18 protein-coding genes are annotated in these 14,753 nt (G+C 59.2%); 11 read left to right on the forward strand and 7 right to left on the reverse strand.

Annotated features, from left to right (window positions below):
* The first annotated feature begins 292 nt into the window (after window positions 1–292).
* Together QYH69_RS18695 and QYH69_RS18700 are read left to right on the forward strand one after the other, a co-directional pair.
* On the forward strand, window positions 293–1,582 hold the full coding sequence (locus tag QYH69_RS18695) for a benzoate/H(+) symporter BenE family transporter (RefSeq protein ID WP_308833312.1): 1,290 nt from the start codon (window positions 293–295) through the stop codon (window positions 1,580–1,582).
* A gap of 185 nt (window positions 1,583–1,767) precedes the next feature.
* A complete protein-coding gene (locus tag QYH69_RS18700) occupies window positions 1,768–2,664 on the forward strand; it encodes an aspartyl/asparaginyl beta-hydroxylase domain-containing protein (RefSeq protein ID WP_308833313.1) in 897 nt (298 codons plus the stop codon).
* A 190-nt stretch (window positions 2,665–2,854) separates the two neighbouring features.
* On the opposite strand, the gene QYH69_RS18705 is transcribed toward QYH69_RS18700, so the two are convergent.
* Both QYH69_RS18705 and QYH69_RS18710 read right to left on the reverse strand, forming a co-directional pair.
* A complete protein-coding gene (locus tag QYH69_RS18705) occupies window positions 2,855–3,157 on the reverse strand; it encodes a HigA family addiction module antitoxin (protein ID WP_308833314.1) in 303 nt (100 codons plus the stop codon).
* Between the two features lie 13 nt (window positions 3,158–3,170).
* The gene (locus tag QYH69_RS18710) at window positions 3,171–3,449 is read right to left on the reverse strand and encodes a type II toxin-antitoxin system RelE/ParE family toxin (protein ID WP_308833315.1); all 279 of its coding nucleotides are present in this window, start codon (window positions 3,447–3,449) and stop codon (window positions 3,171–3,173) included.
* A 360-nt stretch (window positions 3,450–3,809) separates the two neighbouring features.
* Here QYH69_RS18710 and QYH69_RS18715 point away from each other — a divergent pair, with 360 nt between their 5' ends.
* Window positions 3,810–4,010 carry a KTSC domain-containing protein gene (locus QYH69_RS18715; protein WP_308833317.1) on the forward strand — a complete coding sequence of 67 codons (201 nt, stop codon included), beginning with the start codon at window positions 3,810–3,812 and terminating at the stop codon, window positions 4,008–4,010.
* Between the two features lie 29 nt (window positions 4,011–4,039).
* On the opposite strand, the gene QYH69_RS18720 is transcribed toward QYH69_RS18715, so the two are convergent.
* Together QYH69_RS18720 and QYH69_RS18725 are read right to left on the reverse strand one after the other, a co-directional pair.
* Entirely contained in the window at window positions 4,040–4,480 is a 441-nt protein-coding gene (locus QYH69_RS18720) for a zinc-finger-containing protein (protein ID WP_308833318.1), read from the reverse strand.
* Window positions 4,481–5,071: 591 nt separating this feature from the next.
* Window positions 5,072–6,364, reverse strand: coding sequence for an MFS transporter (locus QYH69_RS18725; protein WP_308833319.1), 1,293 nt, complete (start codon window positions 6,362–6,364; stop codon window positions 5,072–5,074).
* A 344-nt stretch (window positions 6,365–6,708) separates the two neighbouring features.
* Between QYH69_RS18725 and QYH69_RS18730 the strand changes: the two genes are divergently transcribed.
* From QYH69_RS18730 to QYH69_RS18740, 3 genes are all read left to right on the forward strand, one after another.
* Window positions 6,709–7,944: an aconitase X catalytic domain-containing protein gene (locus QYH69_RS18730; RefSeq protein ID WP_308833320.1), complete on the forward strand. Its 1,236-nt coding sequence runs from the start codon at window positions 6,709–6,711 to the stop codon at window positions 7,942–7,944.
* A complete protein-coding gene (locus QYH69_RS18735; protein ID WP_308833321.1) occupies window positions 7,941–8,432 on the forward strand; it encodes an aconitase X swivel domain-containing protein in 492 nt (163 codons plus the stop codon). Before QYH69_RS18730 ends, QYH69_RS18735 begins: the two co-directional genes overlap by 4 nt.
* A gap of 133 nt (window positions 8,433–8,565) precedes the next feature.
* Window positions 8,566–9,495 carry a GntR family transcriptional regulator gene (locus QYH69_RS18740; RefSeq protein ID WP_308833322.1) on the forward strand — a complete coding sequence of 310 codons (930 nt, stop codon included), beginning with the start codon at window positions 8,566–8,568 and terminating at the stop codon, window positions 9,493–9,495.
* A 79-nt stretch (window positions 9,496–9,574) separates the two neighbouring features.
* On the opposite strand, the gene QYH69_RS18745 is transcribed toward QYH69_RS18740, so the two are convergent.
* Complete coding sequence (locus QYH69_RS18745) at window positions 9,575–10,273, reverse strand: glutathione S-transferase N-terminal domain-containing protein (protein ID WP_308833323.1); 699 nt, start codon at window positions 10,271–10,273, stop codon at window positions 9,575–9,577.
* Between the two features lie 106 nt (window positions 10,274–10,379).
* Between QYH69_RS18745 and QYH69_RS18750 the strand changes: the two genes are divergently transcribed.
* Window positions 10,380–11,228 carry an AraC family transcriptional regulator gene (locus QYH69_RS18750; RefSeq protein WP_308833324.1) on the forward strand — a complete coding sequence of 283 codons (849 nt, stop codon included), beginning with the start codon at window positions 10,380–10,382 and terminating at the stop codon, window positions 11,226–11,228.
* A gap of 81 nt (window positions 11,229–11,309) precedes the next feature.
* On the opposite strand, the gene QYH69_RS18755 is transcribed toward QYH69_RS18750, so the two are convergent.
* Together QYH69_RS18755 and QYH69_RS18760 are read right to left on the reverse strand one after the other, a co-directional pair.
* Window positions 11,310–12,071, reverse strand: a complete 762-nt coding sequence (locus QYH69_RS18755; RefSeq protein ID WP_308833325.1) for an NAD-dependent deacylase — start codon at window positions 12,069–12,071, stop codon at window positions 11,310–11,312.
* A 57-nt stretch (window positions 12,072–12,128) separates the two neighbouring features.
* A complete protein-coding gene (locus QYH69_RS18760; RefSeq protein WP_308833326.1) occupies window positions 12,129–12,335 on the reverse strand; it encodes a hypothetical protein in 207 nt (68 codons plus the stop codon).
* Window positions 12,336–12,528: 193 nt separating this feature from the next.
* Here QYH69_RS18760 and QYH69_RS18765 point away from each other — a divergent pair, with 193 nt between their 5' ends.
* Genes QYH69_RS18765 through QYH69_RS18780 form a run of 4 tightly spaced genes read left to right on the forward strand, consistent with a single transcriptional unit; the run spans window position 12,529 to window position 14,425 of the window.
* Window positions 12,529–13,110 (forward strand): PAAR domain-containing protein, encoded by a 582-nt coding sequence (locus QYH69_RS18765; protein ID WP_308833327.1) that lies wholly within the window; start codon window positions 12,529–12,531, stop codon window positions 13,108–13,110.
* Entirely contained in the window at window positions 13,111–13,905 is a 795-nt protein-coding gene (locus QYH69_RS18770; RefSeq protein WP_308833328.1) for a hypothetical protein, read from the forward strand. It begins immediately after the preceding gene.
* Window positions 13,906–13,917: 12 nt separating this feature from the next.
* A complete protein-coding gene (locus tag QYH69_RS18775; protein ID WP_308833329.1) occupies window positions 13,918–14,160 on the forward strand; it encodes a hypothetical protein in 243 nt (80 codons plus the stop codon).
* A 19-nt stretch (window positions 14,161–14,179) separates the two neighbouring features.
* On the forward strand, window positions 14,180–14,425 hold the full coding sequence (locus tag QYH69_RS18780) for a hypothetical protein (protein ID WP_308833330.1): 246 nt from the start codon (window positions 14,180–14,182) through the stop codon (window positions 14,423–14,425).
* Window positions 14,426–14,753: the final 328 nt, after the last annotated feature.

The raw sequence follows: 14,753 nt of genomic DNA on the forward strand, positions 1-14,753 counted from the left end.
CGAGTATTCGGCATTGTCGAGGGGCGGCGATCACGTTTGATCCGCCGTCCCTTATCACATTGGTATCTCTAAACAACCTGTCTGGTTGCGAGATGTATCTCGAAATACATCTCGGTTCTAATCGTCGCAGCTTCAATTGCTGCAAACCCACTTCGTCGTTCCTGACGAAGACTCTCGTCAATCCGGGCTCCTACAGACATTTCGATATCGCGCTGCGCATATCGGCGTAGGTCGCTGCCCGTCGATCTGAGAGATCTCAAAAAAGTCCGGCGTCAAATCGCTGGTGTCTTAAATGAGCAGGACATGGGTCAGCGAATCACGCGCCCTGTCCGCGCGGAGGGATAGGATGTTCGTCAGATTGCGTGCAGATTTCTCAGCGTCCGCCGCCATTGCAGGACTTATCGCACTCGTTGCGACTTACAGTGGTCCGGTACTGATCGTCGTGCAGGCAGCACAGGCTGGACATCTCTCGCATAGCCTGCTGTCCACCTGGATCTGGGCGGTTTCGATTGGCGCCGGCGCCCTCGGACTTTGGCTTAGCCTGCGGCACAAAATGCCCGTCCTCGGGGCGTGGTCTACGCCAGGCGTCGCGCTTCTGATTACCGGTCTTGCGCATTACCCGTTCAGCGATGTGGTCGGCTGTTATCTCGTGGTGTCGATCATCGTCGCTGCACTCGGGCTGTCCGGTCTCTTTACCCGTCTGATCCAGCATCTGCCTGCGCATCTGCTTTCCGCGATGATCGCGGGTGTGCTATTCGAGTTCTGCGCAGGCATTTTCCGATCGCTGGAAGCAGCGCCTGCCGTGGTCTTGCCTGTCGTCGTCGTGTATGTCGTCTGTCGGCGCGTCATTGCGCGCTATGCCGTGGCGCTCGCGCTGCTGGCCGGCGTGATCGTCGCGCTTCCGGGTGCGAATCTCAATATGCACGGTCTCGATCTGCGCATCGTCACGCCTGAAATGACATTGCCGGGCTTTTCTGCCGCGTCGCTGATCGGCTTGGGCTTACCGCTGCTTTTGCTCGCTCTCACGCAATACGCGACGTCGGTCCATATTCTCCGCAGCGCGGGATATGCGATCTCGCCGCGATCGGTGGTGGGCGCAAGCGGGCTGATGTCCATTCCGCTTGCGCTGTTCGGCAACTCGGGCATCAACCCGGCCGCCATCGTCGGTGCGATGTGCGCGAGCCCGGAATGCCATGAAAATCCGCAACGACGATACATATCGGGCGTCGTCTGCGGCATCGGCTATCTATGCATCGGCGCGTTTGGCGCCTCGGTCGTCGCGTTGTTTGCCCGCTTGCCCGAAGGCCTCACGACCACGCTGGCCGGTCTCGCGCTGCTCGGCACGCTCGTCACGAGCCTCGCCTCCGCGCTCGCAAATGAAGCGCATCGGGAATCGTCGGTTATCACTTTCGTGGTGACGGTTTCGGGTATGTCCTTTCTGGGTCTTGGATCAGCGCTTTGGGGGCTCGTCGCCGGTATTGCTTTCTCGCTTGTTCTCGCGAAAAGGCCGTTTCGGCGTTCCGCAAAGCAATCGAATGAAGCGGCGGCGACCGTCTCCGCGGTTCAATCGGAACGCACCTGAGCAGTTTGCACCACAGACCACATCGAAAGCGATCGGGCGCATCAGCCATATCGACCGGGACCAGGTGGGTTATCACGATTGGCAGCTCACTTCTGACCGACGACGGTAATGGGCTTGACCATCATGCGCTGGCTCGCTGGATGTCGGAAACATCGTTTTAGACTTTTATAACAGGAGGAGATGAGATGCTGACCGCAACACGCCTTGTAGGACGGATCAAGTTCGACGACGCCTCGCTCAAAAAGGACCTGAAGGTACTGTCTGAATTGCCGAGTCTGAAAGAGCAATACGACGAGTTCGGGTCAGGGACGTGGATCAATCATTCGCTGTGGAACCGGACCGGCGAATGGACCGACACCCGGTACTCCGACTATAACCATCCAGCTATCCGCACACAGGTGGGAACCGCAACGTCGTACCTGAGCGGCATCATCGAACAATACTTCGACCTGGAACATCTGCGGATGGCGCGGGTTCGGAACCTCGTCAACGGATTGGTCATTCCGCACACCGATTTTCTCGAACTGTCCGAGGACAAGGACCGGTATGTTCGCATTCTGATTCCGCTCGAAACGTGCATCGACTCGTATCACACAGAGGAAAGGTTCGGTGTGTTCAGAATGCGGAAGGGGGATATCTGGATACTCGAGTCGACGCTGCCGCACTCCGCCCTAAACCTCACTTCGGACAATCGCCGGATTCTGAGCCTGGATTTTCAGTACGCGGACATTCCAAACCCGCACTACTCGTCGATTTTCAGTGACCCGTCGATTTGCGATGAAACGATCGCGCCGGCGCTCGTCTCGCGGACCAGGCTCGAGCCCGAGGATTTGCAGGACTATCTGGAACTGTTGTCGACGCGTTTCAACGATAAGGATGACGCGGAGCAGATTTTGGTCGAGCTATCGAAGGTACATCTGCGGTTCGACTCTGCAGTTAGCGACATCTACAAAAATCTGACGACGGTCGCGCGACTGACGCGGCGGCAGGAACTTGTCGAGCATTGCGAAAGGATGCGGACGTTCTATATTGGATCGCGCGTCATGAATGAGCGGTTTCCGTTGCGCAAGGGACTTTTCTAGTTGTCCGCCATGCCCGCCGTCAAGTATCGCGGGCGCGCATCGGAATGTTCTTATCACCGTGCGCGGACGCGCTGCGCTTGACTGGTTGCTTAGTGTTCAGCGATCGACGCAATGGGAAGCGCTTAAATGGAGACGATACGGGGAGTGAGGGCGCGTCGGTCGCCTTTGCCCGACCGAACCTGGTCCCGTATCAGGCACGCGATGCTTCGCGCGGCTCAACCTTGCGATCGATCTCCGCGCGCGTCGGCAACGTCTTCAGGTCGTACGCTGTCTGCAGGTTCATCCAGAACTCGGGCGTCGTATCGAAATAGCGCGCGAGGCGATAGGCGGTGTCGGCGGTGATGCCGCGCCGTTCGTTCGCGATCTCGTGTATGCGCGTAGCCGGCACGCTCAGCGCCAGAGACAGCGCGTTCACGCTCATTTCCAGCGGGATGAGGAATTCTTCCCGCAAGACTTCGCCCGGATGGACCGGACGCATTCCGTTCTTGGCCATACGTAATTCCCTTTCAGTGATAGTCGACGATTTCGACCTCAGTGACGCCATCGTTCGTCCAGACGAAACAGAGGCGCCATTGTCCGTCGATGCGGATACTGTGCTGATCCGGCCGATCCCAATGCATCGGTTCGAGCCGATTGCCGGGCGGCGAGCGCAAGTCTCGCAGCTGATGGGCCGCTTCGAGCATCTGGAGCTTGCGCACAGCCACGGTTTCAATCGCCCGGAAGCGCTTGGGCGACTCGCCCTTGTAAAGAGCCTCGGTATCCTTGCATCGGAACGACTTGATCATTATGGATATCGTATAATGCTAAACGTAATACGTCAAGCGGGTTGTCGCGGGTGGCTCAGCCAGTTTCGACGATTCAAGCCTTTCAACCGATTCCACCGGGATGGGCGCGCGCCCATCCGCGCTATGTGCGCGGAGCGTCGTGCGGCTTAACGGGTACCACCATACAGGCAGCATCGCTTACTCGTAAGCTAGCCGAACGGCCAGCAAACGCCGAGGGCAAGCGCGCCGACTCTCGACTAGCACGGCGCCGTCCCCGCGGTCCGCGAGGCATAAAATGAAACCTGATGTGCCCGCGCGTTCAAAGCGAATGACGATGGCGAACACTCGGTTCGGACTCGAGACCGAGGAACAGGAGAATGCATGGAGATGATCCCGGTCAGATCAAGCGCGATTCGCGCGGTCGGTTACGATCCCCGCCGCATGCACATGCGCATTCTGTTCGAACAGGGACATGCCTATGACTTTTGCCGCGTTCCCGCGCACGTCTATCAAGGTTTGATGGACGCGTCGTCGAAGGGCACCTATTACAACCACTACATCAGAGACCAATACCCTTGCTGACATGCGCAGCTCGCATCGCTTCAATGCCGCTAGCCGGCGTTCCGATGCGCCTTCCACGCTTCCACATAACGCAGCGCCTGCTCGCACTGATCGAGCGTGAACGCATGAAGACTCGACGGCATCGGATCGAATCCCAGTTCCAGCGCGACCCAGCGAACGGCCTTGGCGCGCGCTTCGAAGACGCTGACCTTATCGCGCCGCACCTTCGCGTCAGCGAGCGGCTCGAGCATATCGTGCAGACGGCTTTTTGCTTCGCGTAACGGCGCATCGGCAAGGCGGCCCAAAGGCACGTTATGCTTGCTGCGCGGGCGCACGCCGATCCAGGCCGCGCACGGTGTGCACATCCACACGGCGCCGTGGTCGTCGCGGTATGGATAGTCCGCGTCGCCAGCTTGCGCAAGTTGCGCACGCGCGCCGCAGTAGTCGCAATGCGGTTGGGGAAGAGCTTTGACGGGACGGCCGACTCGCACGGGGCTTCCTGCTTCGTGAGAAGAGATGGCACAGCATAGCAAGTTTGGACCGGGCGACGAAGCGTGCAGCGCGGCGACACGGCTTGACCAGGTGCACGACAAGCGCGGCGTCTTCCGCGGCACGGTCGCGAGCGATGGTCCAAGCCAGCCTGCCACCGAGCGACGGCAAACCGTCGAGCCACGACCGCACTTCACGTTCATCAAATCCGCACGGCCGCAATGCCACTTGCAAAGCCTGCGTGCTGTCGCTATCGGCGCCTGCATCGAACGAGTTTTCGTCCGTTCGCTGATCACGAAGGCAGGGATACTCGCGGCGAAAACAGCGGCAGACGGGTGGTAAGGCATCCGAAGACAATCGCGAAAGCCGCGAGCGATTCCAGTGGAGACTTGTTTGGGACCATCGAAGCTCCGTTAGCGTTCAGACTGGAAGGCACCGCATGTTGCGACGGCGAAGACGCTACGGCAGCAGCGAAGCGTCTCACGGCAATCCAATCCACGTTCGGGACAATTCGTGTCTCGCTCGAACGGGCGCATCGGTGTTAGCGCGGCCGTCGTGCCCGCGCAAATGCAGCAGGCGCTTCGGCCGCGCCGCTAGGCGGTCGAAGACGCGGGCTCCCGTTTCGGCGCTTCGTCGACGGTGAGCGGCTGTTCAGGGCGCATCCAGAACGTAAAGACAATTCCGACGACCAGCGTCGTAATGGAGAGCAGAAATGGAAACGTCCAGTTCCCGGTCTGGTCGATGACGAACCCGAATGTGAGCGGCGACAGCACGCCCGCAATCCCGAAGCCAACGTTCATAAAACTGCTGGCGGTGCCTGCAAAGCGAGGCGCGATATCCATCGGCACCGACCACAGCGGCGCGATAACGAGCTCCATGCAGAAGAACGCACAGCACAAGCTCGCCGCTACGATCGTCAGTTCCTTTACGAAAAGGACAGGCATCAGGAACACGAGGGCACCCGCCATGCCGGCGATGATTACGTTGCGCCGTGCCTTTTTGAGGCTCCCGCTGTTTCTATAGATGCGGTCGCTGATCGTGCCGCCCAGCGTGTCGCCGAGAGTCCCCGCGACGAACACCCCCGACGTGAAAAACGCCGAACTCTTCAGGTTCATGTGGTAGTAGTGAAGGAAGAACGACGGAAGCCACGTGAGGAAGACCCACAGCGTCCACGCATAGCAGAAGTCGACGACGGTGACGGGCAGCATTCGCACGAACAGCGCGCGCACGGGCACCTTCACTTTTTCTGTGCGGTCGCGCGGCACGGGCAGCGCGGCCAGCTGCGCGCTCGACACGCTACTGTGCTGCGCCGGTTCGTCGCGGAAATACCAGAACCATGCGACGACCCAGATCACGCCGACCACGCCGGCAAGTACAAACGCCGCTCGCCAGTCCCAAAGCGCCATGAGCAGCGCGATGACGGGCGGCGTGAGCGCGCTGCCCACTCGCGAGCATGCATGCGTGATGCCCTGCGCGAAGCCGCGCCGCTCGACCGGCAGCCAGCGCGACATCGCGGATGTCGCAGTCGAGAGTGAAGGCGCTTCGCCAACGCCAAGCAGAAAGCGGCAGGCAGCTAGCGACCACAAGCCGCCGGCAAACGCGGTGAGAACCGACGCCAGCGCCACGGTCAGTCCGAACCACGTCAGGATGCGGCGCGCGCCGATCTTGTCGCCGAGCCAGCCGCCGAACAGTTGCACGACCGCATACGGGTAAGCAAATGCCGAGAAGGCAAAGCCAAGCTCCGTGTTCGACAGATGCAGGTCCTGACGGATCGCACTGGCCGCCGTCGCGATGTTCACGCGGTCGGAGTACTGAATCAGGTACAAGAGACAGATAAGCAGCAGTACAAGGTCCGCCGGTGCGGGCCTCCATCGACGAAAAGCCATTGGCGCGTCTCCTTACCAAGCTTCAGGGGTCTTTTGTATTTACTTGTATTAGGACATCTCAATTCATGCTATATGCTCGCTTCTCCACATGTCAACCAGGTAATGTTGCTAACTGCCGGCATAGAACCAAGCGCCGCATCATCGGAGCTCCATCGGCTCTGCACACTCGCCTGTTGACATCGGCCCGATCTCTGACTAGCATCTGTCTTCATTGTATTAATACAAGATAATACAAGAATCAAGCTGATTTGAAGGCGAGCCCCGCCGGGGCATCGATCAGATCGGAGCCGGTGGTGTGCTGTCGCCGGCGCCCGAGGGCGTGGAAACATGACTGGAGATAGCGAATGCTTCTTAACGACGAAGAAACCGCGATGCTCAACGGCGAACGTGGAAAAGTCCTGCAAATGGCGATGCGCCATCAGGTCGCGGTGGGCGATTTCTTTGGCGCGCGCGACTTTGTACCGGTAACGCAGGCACACGTCATGGCGGATACGGAGAGTCTCGGCCAGGCTGGCGTGATGTGGCTCGAGCAACTGTCCGAGGCCGGCGACGACCGCCACGCCGTCCGCATCCCGACCATTACCGACCCGCGCGGCACGGATTTCAAACACGCTAACGATCTCGGCCAGCGCGACTGGATGGTCGATCTCGAGCGTCGTGCAATTCGCGCGTTCGAGCGACTCGGTGTCAGCATGACCGACACATGCATTAACTATCAGACGGTGCTTGCCGCCACGCGCGGCGAACACGTGGCGTTCGGCGACACGGGCGTGGTCATATTCTCGAATTCAGTCAGCGGAGCGCGCTCGAACTTCGAAGGCGGCCCGTCGGCCTTATCGGCGGGGCTGACCGGCCGCACGCCGCGTTACGGTTTTCACCTCGACGAAAAGCGCCAGGCAACGCTGCGCTTTCGCGTCGACTACACGCCGCGCACGCTCAACGAGTGGGGCGCACTCGGAGGCGTGATCGGCCGCCTCGCCGGCAACTACTGGCAGGTGCCTGTGATCGAGGGCATCGAAGGCGCGCCGACGTCGGACGAACTGAAGCACTTCGGCGCCGCCATGGCCAGCTTCGGTTCGATAGCGCTCTTTCATATGACTGGCATTACGCCGGAGGCGACGCGAATCGATGATGTCGGGGGCCACCGGTTGCCGGTTCATCATCGCGTGGGCCGGGCCGAGATCGAAGCCCTTGCCGCAAGCTATGCAGTAACGAAAAAGGTCGACGTCGTGGTGTTCTCCGCACCGCAGCTAAGCCTGTACGAACTGCGCGCGCTGGCCGAGATCTGCGATAGCCGGACCTTCAAGGTGCCGATGCTGGCGGTCACGAGTCCGCAGGTCGCGCCGGACGCCGAGCGCTTCGGTTATACGCGCAGAATCGAGCGCGCCGGCGGCACGGTCCTGGTTGGCATGTGCTTCTACCAGTCGTATGCGCGCGAAATGGCGGAAGCCAAGGGGTGGAAAGTGCTGGCCACGAACAGCGCGAAACTCGTCAACATCCTCGGCGGATATGGCTATACGCCCATGCTCGCGTCGATGGAAGAATGCGTCAAAGCCGCTGAAACGGGAGAGCTGGCATGAAGGAACTCGTTCTGAACGCGCGTCATGCGCTTGGCAAAAAGGTGTCGGCGCAGGCGCTCGTCGCGAAAGACGGCTTCTCGGCGCGATACGACCTCAACCGCCTCGAGGGTGTGTTCTCGCGGCCCGCTCATCGGCTTGTCGGCCAATCCTACGTCGGGCGCATTCTCGTGCTGGACACCGCCAAGGGGGGCGTAGCCAGCGCATGGATGCTCCATGAAATGCAGTCGCGCCATATGGCGCCGGTCGCGATCGTGTTCAATACCGTGAATCCGATCCTCGCGCAGGGAGCGGCATTGGGCGATATTTCGATGCTCGCGGGCTTCGATACGGACATTACGGAAGCCGTGCCGCACGGCTCGTTCGTCGAAGTGGATCCGGCAGCGAAGACGCTGCGCGTGCTGCGACCTGCCACGGGCGAGACTGCGCCGGCGGCATTCGCGCACGGCCAATCGGATACTGCGCCGGTGCGCGTCGTACCGCGTAGCTGACGCGACGAACGGTATCGGCCACTACGCCGCTCGATAGCCAAAGGAGTTGCGCGTTGCTTTGCAGCTTGTATGTAGATGTATTATTTTATTGTTACAAGCAATGAAGGCAACGCTCTCCTCTGGACTGTCATAGATGCAAGCAAACTCTGCGAAAAACGCGTCGCCGCGCAAGCGGGCGACTGTCCGTTCCGCCACCGCGCGAGCGAACCGCGACGACGATTCGACGACACCGGCCGCCACGCAAACGGCGGCTGAAGATGCGCCGCTGCTCAATCGCGAAAGCGCCGTCGCGCTATACATGCAGATTGCGGACCGGCTGCGTTCCGATATCGACGCGGGCGTATTTGCCGCCGACAGCAAGCTGCCTGCCGAAAACGAGTTGACGCGCCGTTTCGACGTGAGCCGCGTGACTGTGCGTCAGGCGATCGCGCAATTGCTGGCTGAGGGCTATGTGGTCAGCAAGCAAGGCAAGGGCACGTTCGTGTCTCGCCAGAAGTTCTTGCATGACCTGAAGCCCATGCGCGGCTTCTATGACGCGCTCGTCGCGCAAGGCGTGGAACCGAAAACGAAGCTGCTTGAGTTCAAGCCCGCGTCGGCGCCGGAAAACGTCCGGCAGGCTTTCGGTTCTCCCGGCGACGATTGCTTTCAGCTCAAGCGCCTTTACCTCGTTGACGAAGAACCGATTGCGCTCGTCATTTCCACGCTGCCGCCCGAGGCCAGCGGATTGACATGGGAGCAGGTCAATCGCAACCCCATTTATGTATTGCTCGAGAATCTCCTCGGTCTTTCCGTAACAAGAGCGGAGATGCGAATCCGCGCGCGTTCGGCGGGCACATCGGTTGGACAGCTATTGGGCCTTCCGCCGCGCGCCGCGCTGCTGGTGTTGGAGCGCGAGTCGTTTGCGGGCGACGGAGCCTTGCGCGAGCGGACGACTTTTTATATCCGCCCCGAGAACTACGAGTTTTCGCTCAGCGTACAAGGGCCTTTGCCGGTGGGCTCGTCGATCAAGAACGTGAGCGCGACCGCGGGGAATGGACGGGAGGGGAAGTTCTCGGCGAGTTGAAGGCAGTGGTCGCGCTGTTCCGGCATCACCCTTATGCCGACGAATAGAGTTCGTGTGTCATATGCGAAACACGTCAACCCTAAGATGCTGCAGCACCTAGTCGCGCATTCTGCGGAAACATTTCACGACGCGCCGCTTCATCCATTTCGGCCTTGAATGTATGGCGCGTTTTCAACGCGCCGGCGCGCTGCGCAGCAGGCCGCGCGTTGATCTCATCGAACAGACGCTTCAGGTGGGGCAGCTTCTCCCATGCGTCGGCATCTCCCGTCAGGAATGGCACGACGCCGGCCCAGCCCCACACCGCCATGTCCACCAGCGTGTAGGTGTCGCCGAGCATGTAACGGCGCTGCGCGAGACGATTGTTGATGATGTTCCAGTGACGCCAGGCCTCGAAGTCATAGCGATTGAGCGCGTAGGTCTTCGGCTCCGGCGCGAAATGCCTGAAGTGGACGGCTTGCCCCGAGTACGGACCCACGCCGGTGGCAACGAACATCAGCCACGAATACATCTCCGCGCGTGCAGCTGGCGTGTTCTCCGGGAGAAACCGTCCGGTCTTCTCCGCGAGATAGAGAAGAATGGCATTGCTGTCAAAAATCACCGCATCGCCGTCGACGAGGGCCGGCGTCTTGCCGTTCGGGTTGATGGCTCTGAACGCGTCCGTATGCTGCTCGCCCTTGCGAGTGTCGACGGGGACCACTTCGTAGGGCAGTTCCGCTTCTTCGAGAAATAGCGCGACCTTCGCGGGATTCGGTGAAGGGTGGTAGAAAAACTTGATCACGTGGCCTCCTCTTTGCGATGTACAACGTACTGGCGAGGTTGCCAATGTATCGCAGCAGGTAGGACAATAAGTGACTAATAGTCCTGATCTTTAAACCATCCGTCCCATGATCGACCGTCTGTCCAGCCTGCTCAGCCGTTTTGAACTGCGAGCGCGCGTATTTCGAGGAGGCGGCCTGCGCGGCTACGAAAGCTTCGAAGGCGACGCCGAGGAATGCCATCTGCATCTTGTACGCGGCGGCTCGATTGTGCTGACCAGCGCTCCGCTAGGCGAACACGTTATCGCGATGCCGGGTGCCGTGTTCTTGCGGCGTCCCGGATCTTACCGGCTCGATTCGGGCGAAGGCCAGACCGCCGATGTGGTTTCCGCCGCTTTCGAATTGGGCACGGGAGATGAAAATCCGCTGCTGCGCAGTCTGCCCGGAATTCTTTCGATTCCATTTTCCTGTGTGCCGTCGCTCGAGGCCGTGCAGGAAGCGCTGTTCGCGGAATGCCATGAGCGCGCGTGCGGCCACGCGGCGGTGGTCGACAGACTCGCCGAGGTGCTGGTGATTCAATTGCTTCGCTTTGCCATCCGGCGTCAGCTTGTCGAGAGCGGATCGCTTGCCGGGCTGGCCGACGCGAGGCTTTCTAAAGCGCTGACGGCGATGCATTCCGATCCGTCACAGGAATGGACACTTGAACTCATGGCAGGAATTGCGGGAATGTCGCGCTCGCGTTTCGCGGCGGCATTCTCGAACACGGTAGGAATTCCGCCTGGCGAATATCTTGCGCAATGGCGTATCGGGTTGGCTAAGAGGTTGTTGCGGCGAGGGCTTGCGGTAAAGCTCGTCGCGCTTGAAGTCGGGTACGGCAGTGCTAGTGCGCTGACGCGCGCGTTCACGCATGGTGTGGGGCTCACGCCGACGCAGTGGTTGGCGGGGCAACGTGGATTCGCTAGTGGTCAGGTGGAGTGATGTGGGATGTTGTCTGCCGGGCCGGCGTCGAAGCTTGCTTCGTTAAATTTTCGTAATTCTTCAATTTTTGAATTTAACCGGTTACCAGATTGCATCGAGGAGCGCCGGCATGATTACGCCAGCGGCGCCAACAAGATTGAATTGCGCGATGCCGTCGAGCGACGTTGGGTTCGGATTGATTTGCACGATGGTCGCCAGGTGTTTCGCAGCGAGCAGAGGCAAACCGGCGGCAGGATGGACAAGCGACGACGTGCCGACGCTGAACAGCACGTCACATACCTCGCACGCTTCCACGGCGGCTTGCCATTCGAACTCCGGCAGCATTTCGCCGAACCAGACGACACCGGGACGTATAAAGCCGTTGCATCGGTGGCATCGTGGCGGCGCGAGGCGTCGGCCACCGTCCGGTTCGTCGGGCGTTTCGAGCGGCAGCGCGTGGGGTTGCCTGCATTCGAAGCAAAATGGGCGGTTCAGTCGCCCGTGAAGATGTAGCACACGGTCGCTGCCCGCGCGTTCGTGCAGGTCGTCGACGTTCTGTGTAATTACGTCGACGCGCGGGCCTTTCGATGCGAAAGCGGCGATCGCTCGATGCGCTGCGTTTGGGTCGGCCTTCATCACTTGCATGCGTCGCCATTCGTACCAGCCCCAGACGAGGTCGCGATCTCGCGTGAAGGCGTCGGCGGTCGCCAGCTGCTCCGCGCTGTAGCGCTGCCAGAGGCCGGTCATCGCGTCGCGGAAGGTGGGGATGCCGCTTTCGGCAGAGACGCCCGCGCCGGTTAGGAAGACGATGTGGTTGGCGGCGCGTAGCGTGGCGATCAGGTTCGGGGGGACGGCGGGGATCATGGCGGTGCTCCGGCGCGCTGCTGTCTTGCGCTATGCAAGGGCGAGTGAGCAAGTATCTCAGGGAAATGGGCGCACTGCGTACCAGAGGAAGGCGGGGGCTTCGCGCAAGACCGAGTAGATGTCGCGAGCTTGCCAAAATTGCGGATAAGCGCCGCTGACTTCGGTGACACCATTTAATCCTCTTTGATGTATACGCGGCAGCTTTGTCGCATAAGTGAGCGGCGCATCATTGAATGAGTTAACGCTGACGTCAAAATGACTCAATGCTTGAGTCCTAATGGCAAGGAGATTTCCAAGACTCTTGCAGAACTTGCTTAATGAATCGCCTGAGTACGTCTTAAAGGACATTGCCAATTGTTATGTTTTGTCAAAGCTCCATGTGGTCTATGGACTTTATTTAGCAATCCCACAAGACTCCATATCTCTATTGATCGACAAATCATAAGGAGCGGGATAGGTGCGGCGATTTACATTGAGGAAGGGCGACAAGTCCTCAGCGGACGGCGTGGTGCTGGAAGGCGAAGAACGCTGCATGGAATTCGGCCGTGCATCGACGTACATCGGCGCCAAGGTTCACTGCCCCGCCTGCAAAACGGTCGGGACTATTGCAGCGAAAGGGCCACGATGGCCCGACAGCATGTTCGGAAAGGAACAGGCGCTTGAAGGCGACATCTGCCTTTGCAAGTGCAACCCGCCGCCCGTCATGATTGCGTCGCAGAACAGGAGCTTTCATAAGTTTAGTGCGGGTCAGTTGGCGGACATGGGCAATGCAGGCGATGATCGGCCGTCGGCAAAATACGCATCGAATGAACACTGGGTTCGATTTCTGCTTACCGAGACCGGCAGTTGCCAAGGGCTGCGATGCCGGGCGTACTTCGCGGACGGCTCGGTCGAAGACAGACGGGCAGACGCAAGCAACACTATCCATTTCGATCGACCAAACACCTCCCCGTGCCACAGATTGGAAGCGATTTTCGAACCGCCTCGCTCATTAGGAAAGTCGGCTTTAGGCAGCATTCTTGCGGCGATGGGGGTATAGATGGCTAACGATACAAACGCTCAAACCATCGCGCAAGGATCGTTCGACACGCAGCGCGATCATGCCGTCAGAGGCGGCATCCTTGAAGGGGCGATCGCTTCCTATGAGTCGGTGGCAACCACGTTTGCGGTCGACATGATTAGCGACCACAGCGTTCGCCAGCAATACATTGCCCATATCAAAGAGATTTCCGAGCAGGTAAGACGGGAAGTCGCGAGCGGCAACATGACGGTCAAAGAAGGCGCAGAGTATTGCAGTCAGTTGCGAGATAAGCTGTTTGTCGAGTATCGCAGATATACATCCGCGCTTGGCGTGGCGATCGCAGAGAAGCTGAAGCTCCGCACTCGAGGCTTCGACTTCTATCTCAACAAGTACGCGCAGTCACAGTTTAGGCGTGACTTTATTGATTTAACTGCTGAGCAACGACACGCCGTCTACTTCAAAGTATTAAGTAAGGCCGGCGATGGCAATACTGATGTGACTGCGACTGTGCGTAGGTTGCAGATCATCGCCAAGGCTGCGATTCTTGGTACAGTTGTCCTGGCTATCAATAAAATCCTGAACGCAAAGGACAAGATCCGGGAGGCGGCGCGACAGGGAAGCATCATCGCCGGCGGCATGCTCGGTGGGGCCGCGGCCGGTATGACTGTTTCCTTCATATGCGGTCCGGCCGAACCAGTCTGCGCATTGGCACTTGTTCTCATCGGAAGCAATTTAGGTGGGATTGCCGCCGAAGGCTTTAACGATGTTTATCAAGACGAGTTGGATGCCTTTAGATGTTGGCTTAGTCAGTGATCGAGTGGCTCCATGTTGACAGTCCTGTACTTCGTGCTGGTTGGAGTGTTCATCGTGTCCGCAGTGCTGATATTGATCAATCTTTGCGGGCCGGGAGCTGGTATTGACTACTGGAACCTGGACGGGGAAGAAGAGACGCCTTATCCACCGAGCCCGCTTGATTTCCTACGCACAAAACCTGTGATCGTGGCTGCATTTGTTGGTCTTCTCGGTAGCTATTTTTGCATTCAGGTGTTTTTTGCTACCGGTTCGTAATGTCGGAAAGACGCCTTGCGTGAGCTTTCTTCAATTACCCGGTCTGCTCTCGTCATGCCTTGCTGTCGTGGAGAATGAAGCAGGCAAAGTCGCTTTTCCGAAGAACAGCTACTTGTATAACGACAAACACGAAGCTCGTGTAGGTCTGTTGCTGTCGTATTACACGTTTGGGCAGCGGCGTTTCGTAAAGACCGGCGACGAAATTCGGCTGCGTTTTGCCGACGCGGAAATGCCGTTCCGTTCTTCGGTTCAACGGCGCGAGTGAGGCAGGTCATTGCTACCGGCTCCTTCTCGTGCGCGTCGACAACCTCTGTCTCGATGGATTCGAAGCGTTCGTGTAGCCGGGCAACTATTGATCGCTCGATTTCATGTCGATAGTCGTCTTTGCGCTGCTCACCGGACTGTTCGTGCTTTCAGCCGCAGTCAATCTGATCAATCTCTTCGGCAAGGAATCAGGGTATCGACTATTGGAATCTCGACGGAGAAGATAAACCAGCGCTGCCAAGCCCCTTCGATTTTCAAGTCGGAGGCCAAGCGGTCTTAGGAAGACAAAACATTCTACCAACTCCTTGGCTCACAGAACGACATGGCTA

This window comes from Paraburkholderia sp. SARCC-3016 (genome assembly GCF_031119615.1).
Classification (GTDB): Bacteria; Pseudomonadota; Gammaproteobacteria; order Burkholderiales; family Burkholderiaceae; genus Paraburkholderia.

Coding starts and splice junctions, on each gene's coding strand:
- QYH69_RS18695 (WP_308833312.1), top strand. CDS start 293: ATGAGCAGGACATGGGTCAGCGAATCACGCGCCCTGTCCGCGCGGAGG.
- QYH69_RS18700 (WP_308833313.1), top strand. CDS start 1,768: ATGCTGACCGCAACACGCCTTGTAGGACGGATCAAGTTCGACGACGCC.
- QYH69_RS18705 (WP_308833314.1), bottom strand. CDS start 3,157: ATGGCCAAGAACGGAATGCGTCCGGTCCATCCGGGCGAAGTCTTGCGG.
- QYH69_RS18710 (WP_308833315.1), bottom strand. CDS start 3,449: ATGATCAAGTCGTTCCGATGCAAGGATACCGAGGCTCTTTACAAGGGC.
- QYH69_RS18715 (WP_308833317.1), top strand. CDS start 3,810: ATGGAGATGATCCCGGTCAGATCAAGCGCGATTCGCGCGGTCGGTTAC.
- QYH69_RS18725 (WP_308833319.1), bottom strand. CDS start 6,364: ATGGCTTTTCGTCGATGGAGGCCCGCACCGGCGGACCTTGTACTGCTG.
- QYH69_RS18730 (WP_308833320.1), top strand. CDS start 6,709: ATGCTTCTTAACGACGAAGAAACCGCGATGCTCAACGGCGAACGTGGA.
- QYH69_RS18735 (WP_308833321.1), top strand. CDS start 7,941: ATGAAGGAACTCGTTCTGAACGCGCGTCATGCGCTTGGCAAAAAGGTG.
- QYH69_RS18740 (WP_308833322.1), top strand. CDS start 8,566: ATGCAAGCAAACTCTGCGAAAAACGCGTCGCCGCGCAAGCGGGCGACT.
- QYH69_RS18750 (WP_308833324.1), top strand. CDS start 10,380: ATGATCGACCGTCTGTCCAGCCTGCTCAGCCGTTTTGAACTGCGAGCG.
- QYH69_RS18755 (WP_308833325.1), bottom strand. CDS start 12,071: ATGATCCCCGCCGTCCCCCCGAACCTGATCGCCACGCTACGCGCCGCC.
- QYH69_RS18770 (WP_308833328.1), top strand. CDS start 13,111: ATGGCTAACGATACAAACGCTCAAACCATCGCGCAAGGATCGTTCGAC.
- QYH69_RS18775 (WP_308833329.1), top strand. CDS start 13,918: ATGTTGACAGTCCTGTACTTCGTGCTGGTTGGAGTGTTCATCGTGTCC.